A 17692-nucleotide genomic window follows, 5' to 3' on the forward strand; every position below is an offset into this window, starting at 1 on the left:
TAGCGGCGGGCGGGCTGGCCGGAAGCGCGGGTCAAGGGTTGCCGCTCTGCAACCCTTGTCGGTCGCCCGCAGCGGCAGTAATGAAACTGCCCGTCTGCCCGGGCGAACGAAACCTCACCGCGCTGATTCGAAGTACCAGACGACTCCTCACCTAGCCAGTTCGTGCCACGAACAAATGCCTTTAGCGCCGGTTCGCGCCCCGACGCGCTCAACTGCGGTTATGAGGCCAATGACAGGGCAGGTTTGGCTGTCAGCCACTCGGCTACACGTGCCTGCTGCTCTTTTGTCAGCCACATACCCTGCTTGGTACGACGCCAAATCGCATCATCCAGCTCACGTACCCATTCGTTCTGCACTAAATAACGTAACTCTGCTTCGTAGAAATCATGACCAAAGTTCTCACCCAGATCTTCCAGCGTTGTCGCACCCTCCAGCAGTACTTCGGTATTGCTTCCGTAAGTGCGGGCATAGTGGCGAGCCATATTTTCATTGATGAACGGATAGCGACGACGCAGGCTGGCGGCGTAATCTTCGCGCGTTCCGGCAATGTTACCCCCTGGCAGCACGCAGTTTTTTGTCCAGGCGGGTCCGGCGTTCGGGAAGTACCGGGCCAGTTTTTCCAGCGCATGTTCAGCCAGTTTACGATACGTAGTCAGCTTGCCGCCGAATACCGACAGCAGCGGAGCCTGACCGTTTTCGTCACGCACGTCCAGCGTGTAATCGCGGGTAATCGCCTGTGGTGAGTCGGATTCATCATCACACAACGGACGCACGCCAGAATAGGTCCAGACAATATCATCAGCGGCCAGCTGTTTGTTGAAGTGTCCGTTGTACACTTTCAGCAAATAATCTATCTCGCTGTCGTCGATTTTGACGTTTTTTGGATCGCCTTTGTATTCAACATCGGTGGTGCCAATGATCGAGAACTCATCCATCCACGGAATGACAAACACAATGCGGTTATCTTCGTTTTGCAGGATATAAGCCTGTTTCTCTTTATGCACGCGCGGCACCACGATGTGGCTACCTTTGATCAGGCGGATACCGTAAGGGGATTTCAGCTTCAGTCCATCGTCAAAGAATTGTTTCACCCACGGACCGGCTGCGTTTACCAGCCCTTTGGCGCGCCAGGTATAGGTTTTTCCGCTGTCGATATCTTCCGCTTCTACCATCCACAAGCCGCCTTCACGCCAGGCGCGCGTTACACGGGTGCGTGTTTTCACTTCACCGCCGTGCTTCACGACTTCCTGCGCGTTCAATAACACCATGCGGGCATCGTCGATCCAGCAGTCAGAATATTCGAATCCGCGCGTAATCTCTGGCTTCAGGGCCGAATCCGCGCCAAAACGCAGGCTTTTACTGCCGGGTAAACTGGTGCGTTTACCTAAATGATCGTACATAAACAGGCCGGTACGGATCATCCATGCCGGACGCAAATGTGGACGGTGCGGTAAACGGAAGCGCATAGGGAACGCGATATGGGGCGCCATTTTCAGCAGCACTTCACGCTCTGCCAGTGCTTCACTGACTAAGCGAAATTCGTAGTGTTCAAGGTAGCGCAGGCCGCCGTGGATCAGTTTTGAACTGGCAGAAGAGGTCGCGCAAGCCAGGTCCCGCGCCTCCAGCATCAACACCGACAGTCTGCGTCCTGCAGCATCCGCTGCAATGCCGGCACCGTTGATGCCGCCGCCGATCACGATCAGGTCTTTGGTTTCCACGTCATCTCCTCCGATGTTCGGAATAGTTCATTAATGTTCGTTTTCGAGCATAATAATAATCGTAAACCAACATTGATGCCAGCTTTTAACCAGGTAAAAACATTTTTGCGTGATATAGCTAACATTCTGAGGGTGAAAAAAATTCAAACACCTAAAATTAGTCAGGTCATTGGGGCAAATTATCGGGTTACACTAGGCGCTCATTGTGACGCAGTAATGAGAGACACCATGGAAACGTTCGAATGTATTAATGTTCAGCAGGCTCAGGATCGCCTGGCACAAGGCGCGCTGCTGGTAGATATTCGCGACCCACAAAGTTTTGCGTTGGGTCATGCAACTGGCGCGTTGCACCTGTCAAACAGCAACCTCAATGCGTTTATTGCCGGTGCCGATCTCACGTTGCCGGTGCTGGTGATGTGCTATCACGGCAACAGCAGCAAAAGCGCAGCACACTATTTGTTGCATCAGGGATTCGCGGCGGCATACAGCATTGATGGCGGCTTTGATGCCTGGCGTGCAGCTTTTCCAGCGCAGGTCGCTAACGGCAGCGTTTAAACAGCACATCATCGCACAGAGAGTTACGCATCATGCGCATTACCCAATTTAATCAGCCGCGTATGGCGCAGGCGTTCGTCGATTACATGGCAACGCGCGGCGTCGTTTTGCGCATTGAGCGCGAAAGTCATTACGTCATTATGCTGGATGATGAAAGTAAACTGACGATGGTCGAAAACGAACTTGAGCAGTTTGTGCGTGACCCTAATCATCCACGTTATCAGGCGGCTAGCTGGCATAGTGGTAAAACCGACAGCGGCTTACGTTATGAACGCACCAATTTCTGGGCGAATATTCGTGAACGCGCCGGCCCGCTGAGCATGACCATCATAGCGATGTGCATCGCGGTATTTATTTTGATGCAGGTGATCGGCGACAGCACCGTCATGTACTGGCTTGCCTGGCCAGACGGCCCGGATCAATATCTTGAAGGCTGGCGCTGGTTCAGCCATATCCTGCTGCATTTTTCGCTGCTGCACATTCTGTTCAACATGATGTGGTGGTGGTATCTCGGTGGCGCGGTAGAAAAGCGTCTCGGCAGCGGCAAACTGTTTGTCATCATGCTGATTTCAGCGCTACTCAGCGGCTGGATGCAGGCTAAATTCAGTGGCATCTGGTTTGGCGGCTTATCCGGCGTAGTTTATGCCCTGATGGGATACTGCTGGCTGCGCGGTGAACGCGATCCTGACAGCGGCATCTATCTTGAGCGTGGCTTGATCGGTTTTGCAATTGTCTGGCTGGTGATTGGCTGGTTTGGCGCTTTTGGTCTGGCAATAGCCAATGCGGCGCATGTTGCCGGTCTGGTGGTGGGATTAGCGATGGCCTTTGTTGATACGCGCAACGTTAAGCGTCGTTAGGAACAATAAAAAGAAGAGCGGCTCATGGCCGGAAACAGGAGAGCAATGTGAAGCAGACGCAACGTCACGACGCCATTATCGATCTGGTTCGGCGTCAGGGATATGTCAGTACCGAAGAGCTGGTGGATCACTTCGAGGTGAGCCCGCAAACCATTCGTCGTGATCTGAATGATCTTGCTGATCAAAACAAGATCCAGCGTCATCATGGCGGTGCTGCACTGCCGTCAAGTTCTGAGAATACCGCCTGGCAGGATCGTAAAATGATGTGGTCGGCAGAAAAGGCGCGTATTGCTCAGCGCGTCGCCAGCCAGATCCCCGATGGTGCAACGCTGTTTATCGACATTGGCACGACGCCGGAAGCGGTTGCGCATGCGTTACTCAATCACAATGATTTACGTGTAGTCACCAACAACCTTAATGTGGCGATGCTGTTGATGGGTAAGCCGGATTTTCGGGTCATCATCGCCGGTGGTGAAGTGCGTACCCGTGATGGTGCAGTGATGGGCGAAGCCACGCTGGACTTCATTTCACAGTTCCGCCTTGATTACGGCATCCTTGGCATTAGCGGTATTGATACAGATGGCTCGCTGCTGGAATTCGATTATCACGAAGTACGCACCAAGCGCGCGATTATCGAAAACTCGCGCTGCGTGATGCTGGTGGTTGATCATTCCAAGTTTGGTCGTAACGCGATGGTGAATCTCGGCAATATGAGCCTGCTTGACTATCTCTACACCGACCAGATACCGCCAGCCAGCGTCATGAAGGTCATTGAGCAATATGAAGTGCACCTTGAGCTTTGCTAATTTACCTTAACGCCAGCGTAATGCTGGCGTTTTTCCTTGATCGCTGTCGCTTTTTTCCTCCCTCACGTCTTTACTTATGACGTTACTGACACACCATCGTCAGCCCATGCGCATCCCGGTCAGTAACGTAACGCCGCCTACACCGGTATGCTCAGCCGGGATCATCCGGTTCACAATTATCAACCACGCATCTGGCAAGCCAAACGCTAAGGAGCGGCAATGAAAGAGAGTTCGCTTGATAAAGCAGCGCGTGCTGCCGGGATTTCGCTGCACTTCACCGATATTAACGGTGAAATCCAGTCGATTAGTGATGAAACTAAGCGTGCATTACTGGCGGTGATGGATAACGCCGATCGCGGTAAAAAGTCGCCGCTGCCGCCAGTTGTGGTGTTCAGTGGCAGAACAAAGCGTCAGCTTACGCCGCGTGGCCGTGGCGCATATCACTGGCAGCTACGTAGCGAAAATGGAAAAATTTTCGAAGGTGAGGTGCAAGGTGAGGCGCTTTTTACGCTGCCTTCGCCGCTGGGGCAAGGCTATCACCATCTGACGCTAAGCCAGGGCAGGCAGCAATGGCACATGCGGATTATCGTCACGCCGCGCCGCTGTTATCTGCCCCCCGCGCTGCGTGCGGGTGAAAAGCGTTGGGGCGCACTGGTGCAGCTTTATACCCTGCGTTCGGCCACCAACTGGGGTATCGGCGATTTTGGCGATTTACAGCAAATGCTGGAGCAGCTGGCTGCACAGGGCGGAGATTTCGTTGGCCTGAATCCTCTGCATGCGCTTTATCCCGCCAGCCCGGACTTTGCGAGTCCTTATAGCCCCTCTTCGCGACGCTGGCTCAACATCATTTACATTGATGTGGCGCAGGTGGTGGATTTTCAGCAAAGCGCAGCGGCACAGCGATGGTGGAAAAGCGCTAAGACGCAGCGTGCAGTCGCCAAAGCGCGTGATGAGGAGTGGGTAGATTATGATGCAGTGATGGCGCTGAAGCTGACCGCGTTGCGTCACGCATGGGCGCAGTTTCAGCCACGCGATAAAGACGATGAGGATAAGCGTACTTTTGCTGCGTTTGTGCAGGAAGGGGGCGACAGTCTGTATTACCAGGCCGCCTATGACGGCTTACAGGCAGAGCGCCGCGCCGAAAATGCGCAACACTGGGGCTGGCCAGCCTGGCCGGAGGACTGGCGTAACAGTCAACTGCCTGAGGTGCAGCGCTGGTGCGAACAGCACGAGGACGAAATCGCTTTCTGGCAATGGCTGCAATATCTGGCGCAGCAACAGTTCTCTCGCTGCTGGCAAATCAGCCAAACGCGGGGAATGAGCATTGGCCTTTACCGCGATTTAGCCGTTGGCGTCGCGGAAGGCAGTGCTGAAACCTGGCACGATCCTGAACTTTACCGACTACACGCCTCGGTAGGCGCACCGCCCGACAGACTTGGCCCGCTGGGGCAATACTGGGGGTTGCCGCCGATGGATCCGCACGTGATGCAGGTGCGCGGCTATCAGCCCTTTATCGACATGTTGCGCGCGAATATGCGGGACTGCGGCGCGCTGCGTATTGATCACGTCATGTCGCTGCTGCGCCTGTGGTGGGTGCCTGCGGGTGAGACTGCCGACAAAGGTGCTTATGTCGCCTATCCGGTTGAGGATCTGCTTGGGATTCTGGCGCTGGAAAGTCAGCGTCAGCGCTGTATGGTGATTGGCGAAGATCTGGGAACTGTGCCGAAAGAGATTGTCAGCCTGCTGCGTAACAGCGGGATATTTTCCTGGAAGGTGCTGTGGTTTGAGCAGCAGCATGATGGAAAATACCGCACGCCGGATGAATATCCACGCCAGTCAATTGCCAGCGCCAGTACACACGATCTGCCGACATTAAGCGGTTTTTGGGAAGCAGGGGATCTGCTGCTGGGAGAAAAAATAGGATTGTATCCCGGTGATGCGGTGCAGCCGCTACATCAGCAACGCGCAGCGCAGAAACAGGCGCTGTTAAATGTGCTGCACCAGGCCGGATCGCTCTCCGCAAGCAGCCCGAGGCAGGCGGATAAGCTCTTCATGTCACCCAGACTTAATCAGGCCATCCATCGTTTTCTTGCGAATACGCATAGTGCGTTACTGGGGTTGCAGCCGGAAGACTGGCTGGGCATGACCACGCCAGTGAACGTGCCGGGTACGGTGGATCAATATCCTAACTGGCGCCGAAAGCTGACGCAGCCGCTTGAGAAAATCTTCGCAAATACAGAAGTGAAAAAATTACTGAAAACGGTAAGCCAGCAACGTAAGACAAACTGAGAAGGGAAGCGCGACAGGGCTGTCGCGCTGCATTACCCGGTAAATCGATCAGTAATAAGAATGCTCACCGCGCTGATGTTCGGTAAGGTCACGCACGCCTTTCAGTTCAGGGAAAGCCGCCAGCAACTCTTTTTCGATGCCGTCTTTTAGCGTTACATCGATCATGGAGCAGCCATTACAGCCACCGCCAAATTGCAGAATGGCATAACCATCGTCAGTAATTTCCATTAGTGACACGCGACCACCGTGACCGGCCAGTTGTGGGTTAATCTGCGCCTGTAACAGGTATTCAACGCGTTCGACCATCGGCGCATCGTCAGATACTTTACGCATTTTAGCGTTTGGCGCTTTCAGCGTGAGCTGTGAGCCAAGGTTATCGGTAACAAAATCGATCTCAGCGTCTTCCAGATAGGGCGCGCTCAACTCGTCAACGTATGCGGACAGCTTTTCGAACTTTAGTTCGGTATCCGTCGCTTCAACGGCATCGGGCGGGCAATAGGAAACGCCACATTCGGCCGTTGGCGTACCCGGGTTAATCACGAATACGCGAATCTGGGTGCCATCTTCTTGTTTGGACAGCAGTTTTGAGAAGTGCTCTTGGGCAGAATCAGTAATTCGGATCATGTCGATTGCTCAATAGTTGACTAATTTAGTTGGTTATAATACGCCCATCACCGGCGCTCTACAAGGTACGGCACAGACACCAAACCTGCACGCTGGCCGCGCCCTGCGCCAGTAACAGACGGCTAATTTCTTCTACCGTACTGCCTGTGGTAATCACATCGTCGATAAGGGCGATATGGCGACCACGCACCGCAAATTCAAGGCGAAAGGCGCCGCGTAAATTAGTGCGGCGCTGCTGCGCGCTGAGCTGATGTTGCAATGCGCCCTTGCGCTGTCGCCGCAATCCTTCGCTAAATTCACACGTTAACCAGTGCGCCAGCGGTTGGGCCAGCAATGCCGACTGATTGTAGCCGCGCTGCCAACCGCGCTGATGATGCAGCGGTACGCACAGTAATAAATCTGGACGCGTTAACAGGCGTGTGCGGTAAGCCTGCAACCAGCTTAACAAAAGCAGTCGGGCCAGCATCACCCTAAGTGCGGTAACGCGAGAAAATTTGAGTTGATGCACCCAATGACTCACTGGCGCCTGATAAGCACTGACACAAACCAGTGCCTGCCACGCGGGCGGCGAAAGCAGGCAGCGACCGCAGGGTAACCGGGCTGAGGCAGCGGGCAGTCCACAGCGCGGACAAAGCGAAGGCAGCAGCGGCAGGCTACGTAAACAATGACTACAAATACCGTGATGCGAAAAACGCAGCGGTAACGAACATAGCCAACAAAGGGCTGGCATTGGTAGCATAACGACCTCCTTATCAACTTTGGAAGAGTAACTGATGACGTCGCTTTACGGGTATACCTGCGGAGAAGGGGAGACAGATCTTGTGCTGCTTCACGGCTGGGGACTGAATGCCGAAGTGTGGCAAAGCATCGTTCCGCGACTCAGTGCGCAATTTCGCCTGCATCTGATCGACCTACCGGGATATGGTCGCAGTCAGGGTTTTACGGCAATGACGCTGGATGAGATGGCAGAACAGCTGTTGCCGTCGCTGCCGCCACGCGCCATTGTGCTTGGCTGGTCGCTGGGGGGATTAGTGGCAACGCAGCTGGCATTAACGGCACCTGAGCGAGTACGCGCGCTAATTACCGTGGCTTCATCGCCCTGTTTTACCGCCAGCGATGAATGGCCAGGCATCAAATCAGAAACCCTGCACGGCTTTCAGCGACAGCTGAGTAATGATTTTCAGCGCACCGTTGAACGTTTTCTTGCACTACAAACGTTAGGCACTGAAAGTGCGCGCGCCGATGCACGCCAGTTGAAGGAGGTGGTGCTGTCACAACCGATACCGTCGGTTGAGGTGCTGGAAGGTGGGTTAGAGATCCTGCGTGAGGTTGATTTATGCAGCGCATTACCCGGCATCAGCCAGCCGTTTCTGCGAATTTACGGTTCGCTGGATGGTCTGGTGCCGCGTCGTATTGCTCAGCTGTTAGATCAGGCGCTGCCTTTCTCGCCTTCGGTCGTGATAGAGAAAGCAGCACATGCGCCTTTCATCTCGCATCCTGATGCATTTACGCAACATATCATGCGTTTCAGCGATGAATTATCGACATAAATCCTTCCACTGCTGGCAAAATAACCGGCAGCGGTAATACTTCATTCGTGAGCAAGGCCGCTGAATTTATATGTGAATAGCCAGGGCTGGGCTATGCCGTTCCATACTGCTTTATCGCGCTTTGCGGCTGCTTACATCTCAACAATGGATCATGAATGAGGGTAATCAAATGAAGATGATGAAATGGGTTTTGGCTTCCGTGATGATAAGTGCCGTTTCTTTCTCAGCTATAGCAGCGAAAGAGGTTACTAAAGAAGACGTTCAGAAGATGAACCTTAAGAAAATAGGTACAGTAAACACCACGGCGGAAACCACCTCACCGATGGATGCGAAGCGCGAGCTGTCAAAATTAACGGATGAAAAAGGGGGGCGTTATTTCCTGGTGATCGCTGGCCGTGAACACGGCAAATTTAGCGCCGTCGCTGACGTCTACAAATAATTATCCGCGTAGCCACATAAACTGCCAGGCATCCAGCGTTAACGGCTGGGTGCCTTCTATTTTCTCTCCCGTAATCACGTCCTGTAATGTCCGCGCCTCCGGTAGCTGCGTTTTAACTTGTCGGCCACTCAAATTAAACACGCAGAGTAAACTCTCACCGCTAGTGGGCGAATGGCGTTTTAGTACGAGCAGCGCATTTTCACAGTCAAATAGCGTCATGGGGTTATCGGGGTGAAAGGCTGACTGTCGTCGGCGTAGCTGGATAAGCTGACTGAGCCGGGTATAAATCTGCTGACGTAGCCAGTCGCCGCCCGCCAGAGCGGTTTCAATCTCCTGCAAATCGTATTTCTGACGATTGATGGCGCGGTTATGACCTGCCGCATGCACACCAGCGTAATCATTACGCGATCCCACAATGCTTTGAATGTAGACAGCCGGCACGCCAGGAAATGCCAGCAATATGGCATGAGCAAGCAAAAATCGCTTCAGGCGCGTTGTGTCGTCCTCTTCCTGACGCGTTAACGCGTCGAGATAGGTAACGTTAATTTCGTATGGGCTGGTGGTGCCGTCAGGATTGTTTTTGTAGGAAACCAATGCGCCTTCTAACGCTAAATCGCGCACCAACGCCACAATCTCGACTTCGGTTAAAATGCCGCGTGCCGGATTCAGTCCAATGCCATCATGCGAAGCGAGAAAATTGAAAAAGGTCGTGCCGCTGTTACTCAGATCGAGCGAGCTGGCCCACTGGCGCAGCGCGCGTCCCGAGCCCGAATGAATAGCATGCAGTACCAGCGGTGGCAGCGAAAACTGATACACCATTTGTGCTTCATCATGGCCATTGCCGAGATAGCTGATGTTGTCTTTATGCGGCACGTTGGTTTCGGTGATGATCACCGTGCCAGGCGCGACCTTATTCGCAATGGCGCGAAATAATTTCACCAGCAGGTGGGTTTTCGCTAAATGGATGCAGCGGGTGCCGGGGGTTTTCCACATATAGCCAACCGCATCCAGCCGCACGTAATCCGCTCCGCGCGTCAGATAGTCGAGTAATACATCCACCATGCGGATTAAAACGTCGGGGTTAGCGAAGTTGAGATCGATTTGATCGGCGCTAAACGTCGTCCAGATAAAGCGCGTTTCGCCATCTGCCATCTGAAATGGTGTCAGCAATGGCGAGGTCCGCGGCCGCGTCACCGCGCTGAGATCGGTGGCAGGCGGCATGCTGATAAAGAAATTGTCCCAGCCAGGATCCTGCGCCAGATAATGTTTAAACCACGCGCTATGCGCTGACATGTGATTACAGACGAAATCGAACATCAGCCGGGTTTCCTGGTGCAGTGTGGCGACATCGTGCCATTCGCCGCATAGCGGATTGACCTGGTGATAATCAATCACTGAAAAACCATCGTCAGAAGAGTAAGGAAAAAACGGTAACAGATGTACCAGTGGAAAAGTGGATTGCCGATGCTGCTGATAGAAGCGTGAGAAGCTGCAAAGCGTGGGTTAATCAGGCTCGCGGAACTGGTCGGCGTAGGTAATGAGGACCACATCCTGTTCATCCCAGTGCGTTTTGCGCGGCAGTTTCGTCGCATTGCACGCTCTGGCAATATTGGCAAGCAGGCGTTCACGCGCGGCCTGTGGAAAGGTGTCAGCATAAATCTTATCGATTAAAGCAGTGATCGTTTCCATCGTGAATTGGGTGCCACAGCAGGTGTTGTTTTTATGACAGGCGTTTTTTTAGCGTAGTGTGCCGGTGGGGATTTTCAAATAATTATCCCCCGCCAGGCAGGGGATAAACGGTTCAAAGCGATAAACTATCGCAAGCTACTGGCAGACATCACGCGCAGAGAACACGAGCAGCGAGGTAAAGCGTCTCGTGTGGTGGGCGGCGCAGGACAGGCTGCCAGCAATGACATTGGTGTCCTGTCGTCTGCCCGGCGCTACCGCAATTGGCGTGTGGTCTCCAGTTTTACTTAGCGCTTCTTACCAAACGCGGCCGCCAGCGCATCGCCCATCGCGCTATTACCCGCCGTCTGGCTGACAGGACGCGGTCGCCCTTTATTCGCCGCTGGCCGCGCATTTTCACGTGGCGCGCTGCGATTGCTGCGGGCACTGCTTTCGCCTGGCTGTTCGTCCAGCCGCAGCGTTAACGCAATGCGTTTACGCTGTAGGTCGACTTCCATCACCTTCACTTTGACAATATCGCCAGCTTTAACCACTTTGTGGGGATCGTCCACGAACTTGTCCGAAAGTGAAGAGATATGGACTAATCCGTCCTGATGAACACCAATATCCACAAACGCACCAAAATTGGTAACGTTGGTTACCGCCCCTTCCAGCACCATGCCGGGCGTTAAATCATTCAGTGTTTCCACGCCTTCAGCAAACTGTGCCGTTTTAAATTCCGGGCGTGGATCGCGACCCGGTTTTTCCAGTTCTTTCAGGATGTCAGTCACGGTTGGCAGGCCGAAACGCTCATCGGTAAAATCCCTGGCGCTCAGACCACGCAAGCCAGACGGATTGCCCATCAAATCATTCAGCGCCTGCTCGGTTGCCGCCAGAATACGTTCCACCACCGGATAGGCCTCCGGGTGAACGGTTGAAGCATCAAGCGGGTTATCGCCGTGGTTAATACGTAGAAAACCTGCGCATTGCTCAAAGGCTTTAGGGCCAAGACGGCTAACTTTCAATAACTGCTGACGATTCTGGAAACGGCCATTCTCATCGCGCCAGTTAACGATATTTTGGGCCATCATCCGCGTTAAACCCGCAACGCGCGTAAGCAGCGGCACCGAAGCAGTATTCAGATCAACACCAACGGCGTTCACGCAGTCTTCCACTACCGCATCCAGCTTCTTCGCCAGCTGGCTTTGACTGACGTCGTGTTGGTACTGGCCCACACCAATCGATTTTGGATCGATCTTCACCAGCTCTGCCAGCGGGTCCTGCAAACGGCGGGCGATAGAAACGGCACCGCGGATGGAAACGTCCAGATCAGGAAACTCCAGCGCGGCCAGTTCTGACGCGGAATACACCGATGCCCCCGCTTCGCTGACAATGACTTTCTGCGCGGTAACCTGCGGATACTGTTTCTGCACTTCAAGGAAGAAGCGCTCAGTCTCACGCGAAGCGGTGCCGTTACCAATGGCGACCAGTTCAACCTGATGCTTGCTACACAACGTCGCGACGAGGGCCGCAGCTTTCGCGGCCTGGCCGGTGTGGGGATAAATGGTATCGGTGGCGACCAGCTTGCCGGTGGCATCGACGACTGCGACCTTCACGCCGGTGCGCAGACCGGGGTCGAGCCCCATCGTCGAACGCATCCCCGCCGGTGCCGCCATCAGCAGATCGTGCAGGTTACGGGCGAACACGTTGATGGCTTCATCTTCAGCGCGTTCGCGTACTGTGCCCATCAGCTCTGTTTCCAGATGCAGCATTACTTTGATGCGCCACGTCCAGCTCACTACCGCTTTACGCCAGCTGTCTGCCGGGGCGTTATTCAGTTGAAGGTTTAAGTGCCCGGCAATCAACGTTTCGCCGTGGCTTTCACGCGGCGCTTCGTCAAATTGCGGATCGGCATCCAGCGACAGCTGCAATATGCCTTCGTTTCGCCCGCGCAACATGGCCAGGGCGCGGTGTGACGGCACGCTGTTTAGCGCTTCATGATGATCGAAATAGTCGCGGAATTTTGCGCCGGCTTCTTCTTTTCCTTCCACCACCTTTGATACCAGATGGGCGTTTTTCCACAGGTAATCGCGCACTTTCGCCAACAGCGTGGCGTCTTCAGCAAAGCGTTCCATCAGAATATAGCGGGCGCCATCCAGTGCAGCACGGACATCCGCGACGCCTTTATCCAGCGCGACATAGCCTGCCGCTAACTGCTCAGGATGCTGCGAAGGATCTTGCCACAAGGTCTCTGCCAGCGGCTCCAGACCGGCTTCAATCGCGATCTGTCCACGTGTGCGGCGTCTGGGTTTATACGGTAGGTAAAGGTCTTCGAGTTCGGTCTTACTGAGAGTGGTACGGATGGCTCTGGCGAGGTCGTCGGTGAGTTTGCCTTGTTCATCAATGGATTTCAGAATCGACTGGCGGCGTTCTTCCAGTTCACGCAGATAGCTCAGGCGGGTTTCCAGCTGGCGTAGTTGGGTATCGTCCAGTCCGCCGGTCACCTCTTTACGATAGCGTGCAATAAACGGCACGGTATTCCCTTCGTCCAGCAGGCGAACGGCGGCATCAACTTGCTCTGCCCGCGCCTGCAGCTCACTCGCAATTATGTGGCTCAGCGTATCTTTCATCATCAGTAACTGTCTTGCTTACAGGGTTAAGAAATAGCGAACAGTTATACGGATTGACGGCTGAGATTGCCAGCGGCGCAGGCGGATTTAGGCGATATTCTGAGTCGCTATTCCTGATAAGTAATCGCGTTGACATACCACAATGCGGGACCGGCTGGTGTCTCTACCGTCGCGACATCGCCAGCCTCTTTTTTTAGCAGCGCCCGAGCCATGGGGGAATCAATCGAGATGTAATCTTTACGGCCAAAAATTTCGTCGTAACCAACGATGCGAAAGCGTTTAATAATCCCGTCATTGTTCTCGACTTCGACCCACGCACCAAAGAAAACCTTGCCATCCTGCTGCGGGGAATAATCAACAATGCGAAGTTGTTCAAGGCTTTTGGTCAGATAACGTACCCGACGATCAATTTCGCGCAGACGCTTTTTGTTGTATTGATAATCTGCATTTTCGCTGCGATCGCCGAGGCTGGCAGCCCAGGTGACTTTTTTGGTCACTTCAGGTCGCTCTTCGCGCCACAGATAATCAAGCTCGGCCTTTAACTGATTAAAGCCTTCGCGGGTAATGAGTCGGGTTTTCATGCAACAGCAGCCAGAAATGTGAAAAGAGGTTCAGTGTAAAGCAAATGCGGCGCGGCAAAAAAGAGTCGGGGAAAGGGTTTTTAAACGCTAAAAACCCACGTTGACTTCCCCGGTGGCGAAACAGGCTGACACAGAAGGGGTATTCTAAGAACCTATCCCAAAAGGATTTTATTCCAGACAATGATGCTGCAAGCAAAATGCAGCATCGCCTCGTAGTTTTCGACTTTCTTCTCCCATCGCGTCAGTATGCGGCGAAAGCGATTCATCCAGCTATGCGTTCTTTCCACAACCCAACGATGAGCCCTGAACTCGCTGTTTTTAATTGCCTCAGACTCCTCTTTCCCCGACTGGATATGAGGTTCATAACGACGAGCTTTCAAACAAATTTCCACCCATTCAGCCTCATAGCCTTTGTCCATACACAGATGCAGCCTGCGACCCGGCCTGCCGGTCTGTAGCGCGTCCAGCGTATCTTCAACCAGTTTTATGTCGTGGGTATTTGCCCCTGCGACAGCCAGCGAGAGCGGAAGCCCGTTCCCGTCGGTCATCAGGCTCCGCTTTACTCCCTGCTTCCCCCTGTCAGTCGGGTTGCGACCTGTTTTTTTGAGCCTGCAAGGGGCGATTTTGTCATGCAGCCATCCATCGACAACCATGACCAGTCAATGGCATCCCGCTTCTCGCAGGCAAGCAGCCCGTTTTGCCAGAAGCGTTCAAATACTCCAGCATCCCGCCATTCCTGAAAGCGGCGGTGGGCTGAGCTGGATGAGCAAATATCCGTGGCATTCAGGGCATTCCATTGGCAACCGGTTCTGAGCACAAAGAAAATGGCGTTCATTGCGGCACGATTATCAACACGTCTACGATGCGTGCCCAGCGGATGGTGGGTTTTATGTTCCGGGAGAAGTGGAGCCATTTTCTCCCAGAGTTCATCGCTGATCTGCCACTTGTTGCCCGCCATACTTCGCCCTCAAAAATTGCCATTATTTACGATCTGACAATTCCTTTTGGGATAGGTTCTAAGCGGCCAGGCAGTGACGCGAAACTCGCCGTTATCCAGCACCGTTCCCGCCTCGATCTCTATAATTTCCAACGGATAGCTGGTATAGGAACCACTGAGCGACAGCGCGGTTTCGATAAAGGCTTTAATGCCTTTCGGTCCGTACACGGTGAACGGCTCCGTCAGCCCGGCCATAGAACGGCTGGTGAGTAAGCCGGGCAGACCAAAAATATGATCGCCATGCAAATGAGTGATAAAAATCTTATCTAGCCGCCCCGGTTTCAGTGCGCTGCGCATGAACTGATGCTGCGTGCCTTCGCCGCAATCAAACAGCCAGGTTTCCCCGCGGATAGAGTGCGTAAAAGCGATGGCAGACACATTGCGTTGCAGGCTGGGCGCACCGCCGCCAGTGCCAAGAAAAGTGAGACGCATGCTATGCTTCCCTGTAAATGATGGAAAAATTTAACCCTATTACAATCATAGGTGCAAACTTTGCGTCAATTCGACCCGCAGCGTTACACTCTATGCCAATTTTTCTTGCAACCGAATGGATATAGCAATGACCCGACATTTTGACTATCTCGCCATTGGCGGCGGCAGCGGCGGCATCGCGTCAATTAACCGTGCGGCAATGCATGGACAGAAATGTGCTCTGATTGAAGCTAAAGAGTTGGGCGGCACCTGCGTCAACGTGGGTTGCGTGCCAAAGAAGGTAATGTGGCATGCTGCGCAGATTGCCGAAGCTATTCATCTTTATGGACCCGATTACGGTTTTGATACTACGGTCAATCGCTTCGACTGGGCAACCCTGGTGAAAAACCGCAGCGCCTATATCGACCGTATCCATACCTCGTATGACAACGTGCTAGGCAAGAATAATGTCGAGGTGATTAAAGGCTTTGCCCGTTTTGTTGATGCGCACACGGTGGAAGTAAACGGCGAAACCATTACCGCCGATCATATCCTGATTGCCACCGGTGGACGTCCGAGCCATCCGGGCATTCCAGGAGCCGAATATGGCATTGATTCTGCCGGTTTTTTTGAACTCGATGCGCTGCCAAAGCGTACCGCCGTGGGCGGTGCAGGCTATATCGCGGTTGAACTGGCAGGCGTGGTGAATGCGTTAGGCTCAGAAACGCATCTGTTTGTGCGTAAACATGCACCGCTGCGAACCTTTGATCCGTTGATCACCGAAACCCTGGTTGAAGTGATGAACGCTGAAGGCCCCAGACTGCATACGCATGCGGTTCCAAAAGCCGTAATCAAAAACGCGGATGGCAGCCTGACGCTGCAGCTAGAGGGGGGTAGCGAGCAAACCGTTGATTGTCTGGTGTGGGCGATTGGTCGCGAACCCGCTAACGACACGCTGAATATTGATGTGGCGGGCGTGGAGCTGGACGAAAAAGGCTATATCAAGGTCGATAAATTCCAGAACACCAACGTGTCAGGTATTTACGCCGTGGGCGATAATACGGGTGCGGTTGAGTTGACGCCAGTTGCCGTCGCGGCGGGTCGTCGCCTTTCTGAGCGCTTGTTTAACAACAAGCCGGATGAACATCTGGATTACAACAATATCCCAACCGTTGTATTCAGCCATCCGCCAATTGGTACTGTGGGGTTAACTGAACCACAGGCACGTGAGCAGTACGGCGATGACCAGGTGAAAGTGTACAAATCCTCCTTCACTGCTATGTACACCGCAGTCACACAACATCGTCAGCCGTGCCGGATGAAGCTGGTTTGTGTGGGTAAAGAAGAGAAGATTGTTGGCATTCACGGCATTGGTTTCGGTATGGATGAAATGCTACAGGGCTTCGCGGTGGCGTTAAAAATGGGCGCGACTAAGCAAGATTTCGATAATACTGTGGCGATTCACCCGACAGCATCGGAAGAGTTTGTGACGATGCGCTAAACCGCTCAGGCAAAAACGCTGATCGCCTTTAAATTACCCTGTTTTCCAGCACAGGGTAATTTTTTTCCTGCCGCCCGGACCAACGTAGCCTTTTTACTTCTTTGACGATGCGGCCATATATGCCAACGCCGGTTAATTAAACCGCTCCAGCCAGCGCACATAGGCTTGATCCCACAACGCAGCAGGCGTGCCTGCTTTCCCCAAACCAAAGCCGTGACCGCCTTCGCTAATCTGAATCAGCTCAACCGGCACATGATTGCGGCGACAGGTGTTGCGCATTAACTCGGTGTTGAAAGGACTGGACGTGCGATCGTCTTCAGCCTGCGCTAAAAACGTCGGCGGATAGTTACGCGTGACATAGTTTTGCACCGACCAGCTGGCCTCATCCTGTGGTGTGGCATTTTTTCCCACCATCATCAAATGCGTCGTGGTGTGCTGATAGGGCATTTCGAGCGTAATGACCGGATAAATCATGCCAACGCTGTCAACGTTTGGCACCATCTCATCCAGTGGATCCTGGGGGGCGTAAGACGCAAAATCGGGTCGGGCTGCTGCCATCCCCAGCAGATGCCCACCGGCTGAGAAGCCCAGCACATGCACCTTGCGCTCAAACGAGCGCACCAGGCGAATAGCGCGCTGCGCATCCTGTAGCGGTGCCAGGTGCCCAGCTTGCCACTTCTCATGGGGCAGACGATAGCTCAATACATAGGCGGTATAGCCATTTGTATTAAGCCAGCGTGCGACTGGCCAGGCTTCGCGCCCCATGCCAATCCAGCGATAGCCCCCACCCGCCGCGATTAATACGGCCTCACCGTTAGGATTTTCCGGATTAAAACGCTGAATTGCCGGACTCACGATATTCGACCAGGAGCCATTTTTGCTGACATGTAGCTCACCGGACGGGCCGCCGCCGCCGGGAGGTTCATCCGGCCAGAGAGGAACGATGTCATTACGGGCAAACAATTTGCCGGTCGTCATCGAAAGCGCGAGCGCTCCCGAGCCGAGAATAAAGTGTCGACGCGTAATCATAATGCCTGTTATTTAATGCCAAACGAATCAGCCAACCATT

General features: G+C 53.7%; 13 protein-coding genes and 3 pseudogenes. 7 read left to right on the top strand and 9 right to left on the bottom strand.

Going from position 1 to position 17692, the window contains the following annotated elements:
- Positions 1-218: 218 nt before the first annotated feature.
- Positions 219-1718: a glycerol-3-phosphate dehydrogenase gene (gene glpD / locus H2P46_RS16630; protein WP_193406031.1), complete on the bottom strand. Its 1500-nt coding sequence runs from the start codon at positions 1716-1718 to the stop codon at positions 219-221.
- A gap of 228 nt (positions 1719-1946) precedes the next feature.
- On the opposite strand from glpD, the gene glpE reads away from it, so the two are divergent.
- The 4 genes from glpE to malQ all read left to right on the top strand — a co-directional run bounded on the left by glpE (position 1947) and on the right by malQ (position 6225).
- Positions 1947-2273 carry a thiosulfate sulfurtransferase GlpE gene (gene glpE / locus H2P46_RS16635; protein ID WP_193406032.1) on the top strand — a complete coding sequence of 109 codons (327 nt, stop codon included), beginning with the start codon at positions 1947-1949 and terminating at the stop codon, positions 2271-2273.
- 32 nt (positions 2274-2305) lie between these two features.
- Positions 2306-3130 carry a rhomboid family intramembrane serine protease GlpG gene (gene glpG, locus H2P46_RS16640; RefSeq protein ID WP_193406033.1) on the top strand — a complete coding sequence of 275 codons (825 nt, stop codon included), beginning with the start codon at positions 2306-2308 and terminating at the stop codon, positions 3128-3130.
- A 47-nt stretch (positions 3131-3177) separates the two neighbouring features.
- Entirely contained in the window at positions 3178-3936 is a 759-nt protein-coding gene (locus H2P46_RS16645; RefSeq protein WP_193406034.1) for a DeoR/GlpR family transcriptional regulator, read from the top strand.
- Positions 3937-4155: 219 nt separating this feature from the next.
- Positions 4156-6225, top strand: coding sequence for a 4-alpha-glucanotransferase (gene malQ / locus H2P46_RS16650; RefSeq protein WP_193406035.1), 2070 nt, complete (start codon positions 4156-4158; stop codon positions 6223-6225).
- Between the two features lie 48 nt (positions 6226-6273).
- On the opposite strand, the gene nfuA is transcribed toward malQ, so the two are convergent.
- Together nfuA and gntX are read right to left on the bottom strand one after the other, a co-directional pair.
- Entirely contained in the window at positions 6274-6849 is a 576-nt protein-coding gene (nfuA, locus tag H2P46_RS16655; protein WP_193406036.1) for a Fe-S biogenesis protein NfuA, read from the bottom strand.
- 58 nt (positions 6850-6907) lie between these two features.
- A complete protein-coding gene (gene gntX / locus H2P46_RS16660) occupies positions 6908-7588 on the bottom strand; it encodes a DNA utilization protein GntX (protein ID WP_193406037.1) in 681 nt (226 codons plus the stop codon).
- A 34-nt stretch (positions 7589-7622) separates the two neighbouring features.
- On the opposite strand from gntX, the gene bioH reads away from it, so the two are divergent.
- Together bioH and H2P46_RS16670 are read left to right on the top strand one after the other, a co-directional pair.
- Positions 7623-8399 (top strand): pimeloyl-ACP methyl ester esterase BioH, encoded by a 777-nt coding sequence (gene bioH / locus H2P46_RS16665; protein WP_193406038.1) that lies wholly within the window; start codon positions 7623-7625, stop codon positions 8397-8399.
- A gap of 169 nt (positions 8400-8568) precedes the next feature.
- Positions 8569-8838 carry a YdgH/BhsA/McbA family protein gene (locus tag H2P46_RS16670; protein ID WP_193406039.1) on the top strand — a complete coding sequence of 90 codons (270 nt, stop codon included), beginning with the start codon at positions 8569-8571 and terminating at the stop codon, positions 8836-8838.
- On the opposite strand, the pseudogene H2P46_RS16675 reads toward H2P46_RS16670, so the two are convergent.
- The 5 genes and pseudogenes from H2P46_RS16675 to H2P46_RS16695 form a co-directional block, all read right to left on the bottom strand.
- A pseudogene (locus tag H2P46_RS16675) lies at positions 8839-10527 on the bottom strand (alpha-amylase family glycosyl hydrolase).
- A 284-nt stretch (positions 10528-10811) separates the two neighbouring features.
- Entirely contained in the window at positions 10812-13133 is a 2322-nt protein-coding gene (locus H2P46_RS16680) for a Tex family protein (RefSeq protein WP_420846547.1), read from the bottom strand.
- Between the two features lie 107 nt (positions 13134-13240).
- Positions 13241-13714 carry a transcription elongation factor GreB gene (greB, locus tag H2P46_RS16685; RefSeq protein ID WP_193406041.1) on the bottom strand — a complete coding sequence of 158 codons (474 nt, stop codon included), beginning with the start codon at positions 13712-13714 and terminating at the stop codon, positions 13241-13243.
- Positions 13715-13866: 152 nt separating this feature from the next.
- Positions 13867-14672 (bottom strand): annotated as a pseudogene (locus H2P46_RS16690) (IS5 family transposase).
- Between the two features lie 48 nt (positions 14673-14720).
- Positions 14721-15143 (bottom strand): annotated as a pseudogene (locus H2P46_RS16695) (ribonuclease Z); the annotation flags it as partial.
- A 127-nt stretch (positions 15144-15270) separates the two neighbouring features.
- On the opposite strand from H2P46_RS16695, the gene gorA reads away from it, so the two are divergent.
- A complete protein-coding gene (gene gorA / locus H2P46_RS16700) occupies positions 15271-16623 on the top strand; it encodes a glutathione-disulfide reductase (protein WP_193406153.1) in 1353 nt (450 codons plus the stop codon).
- A gap of 132 nt (positions 16624-16755) precedes the next feature.
- Here gorA and H2P46_RS16705 read toward each other — a convergent pair whose 3' ends face one another.
- Positions 16756-17652 (bottom strand): alpha/beta hydrolase, encoded by an 897-nt coding sequence (locus tag H2P46_RS16705; protein ID WP_193406042.1) that lies wholly within the window; start codon positions 17650-17652, stop codon positions 16756-16758.
- Between the last annotated feature and the right edge of the window lie 40 nt (positions 17653-17692).

It is taken from the genome of Mixta mediterraneensis, from assembly GCF_014946725.1.
GTDB classification, from domain to species: domain Bacteria; phylum Pseudomonadota; class Gammaproteobacteria; order Enterobacterales; family Enterobacteriaceae; genus Pantoea; species Pantoea mediterraneensis.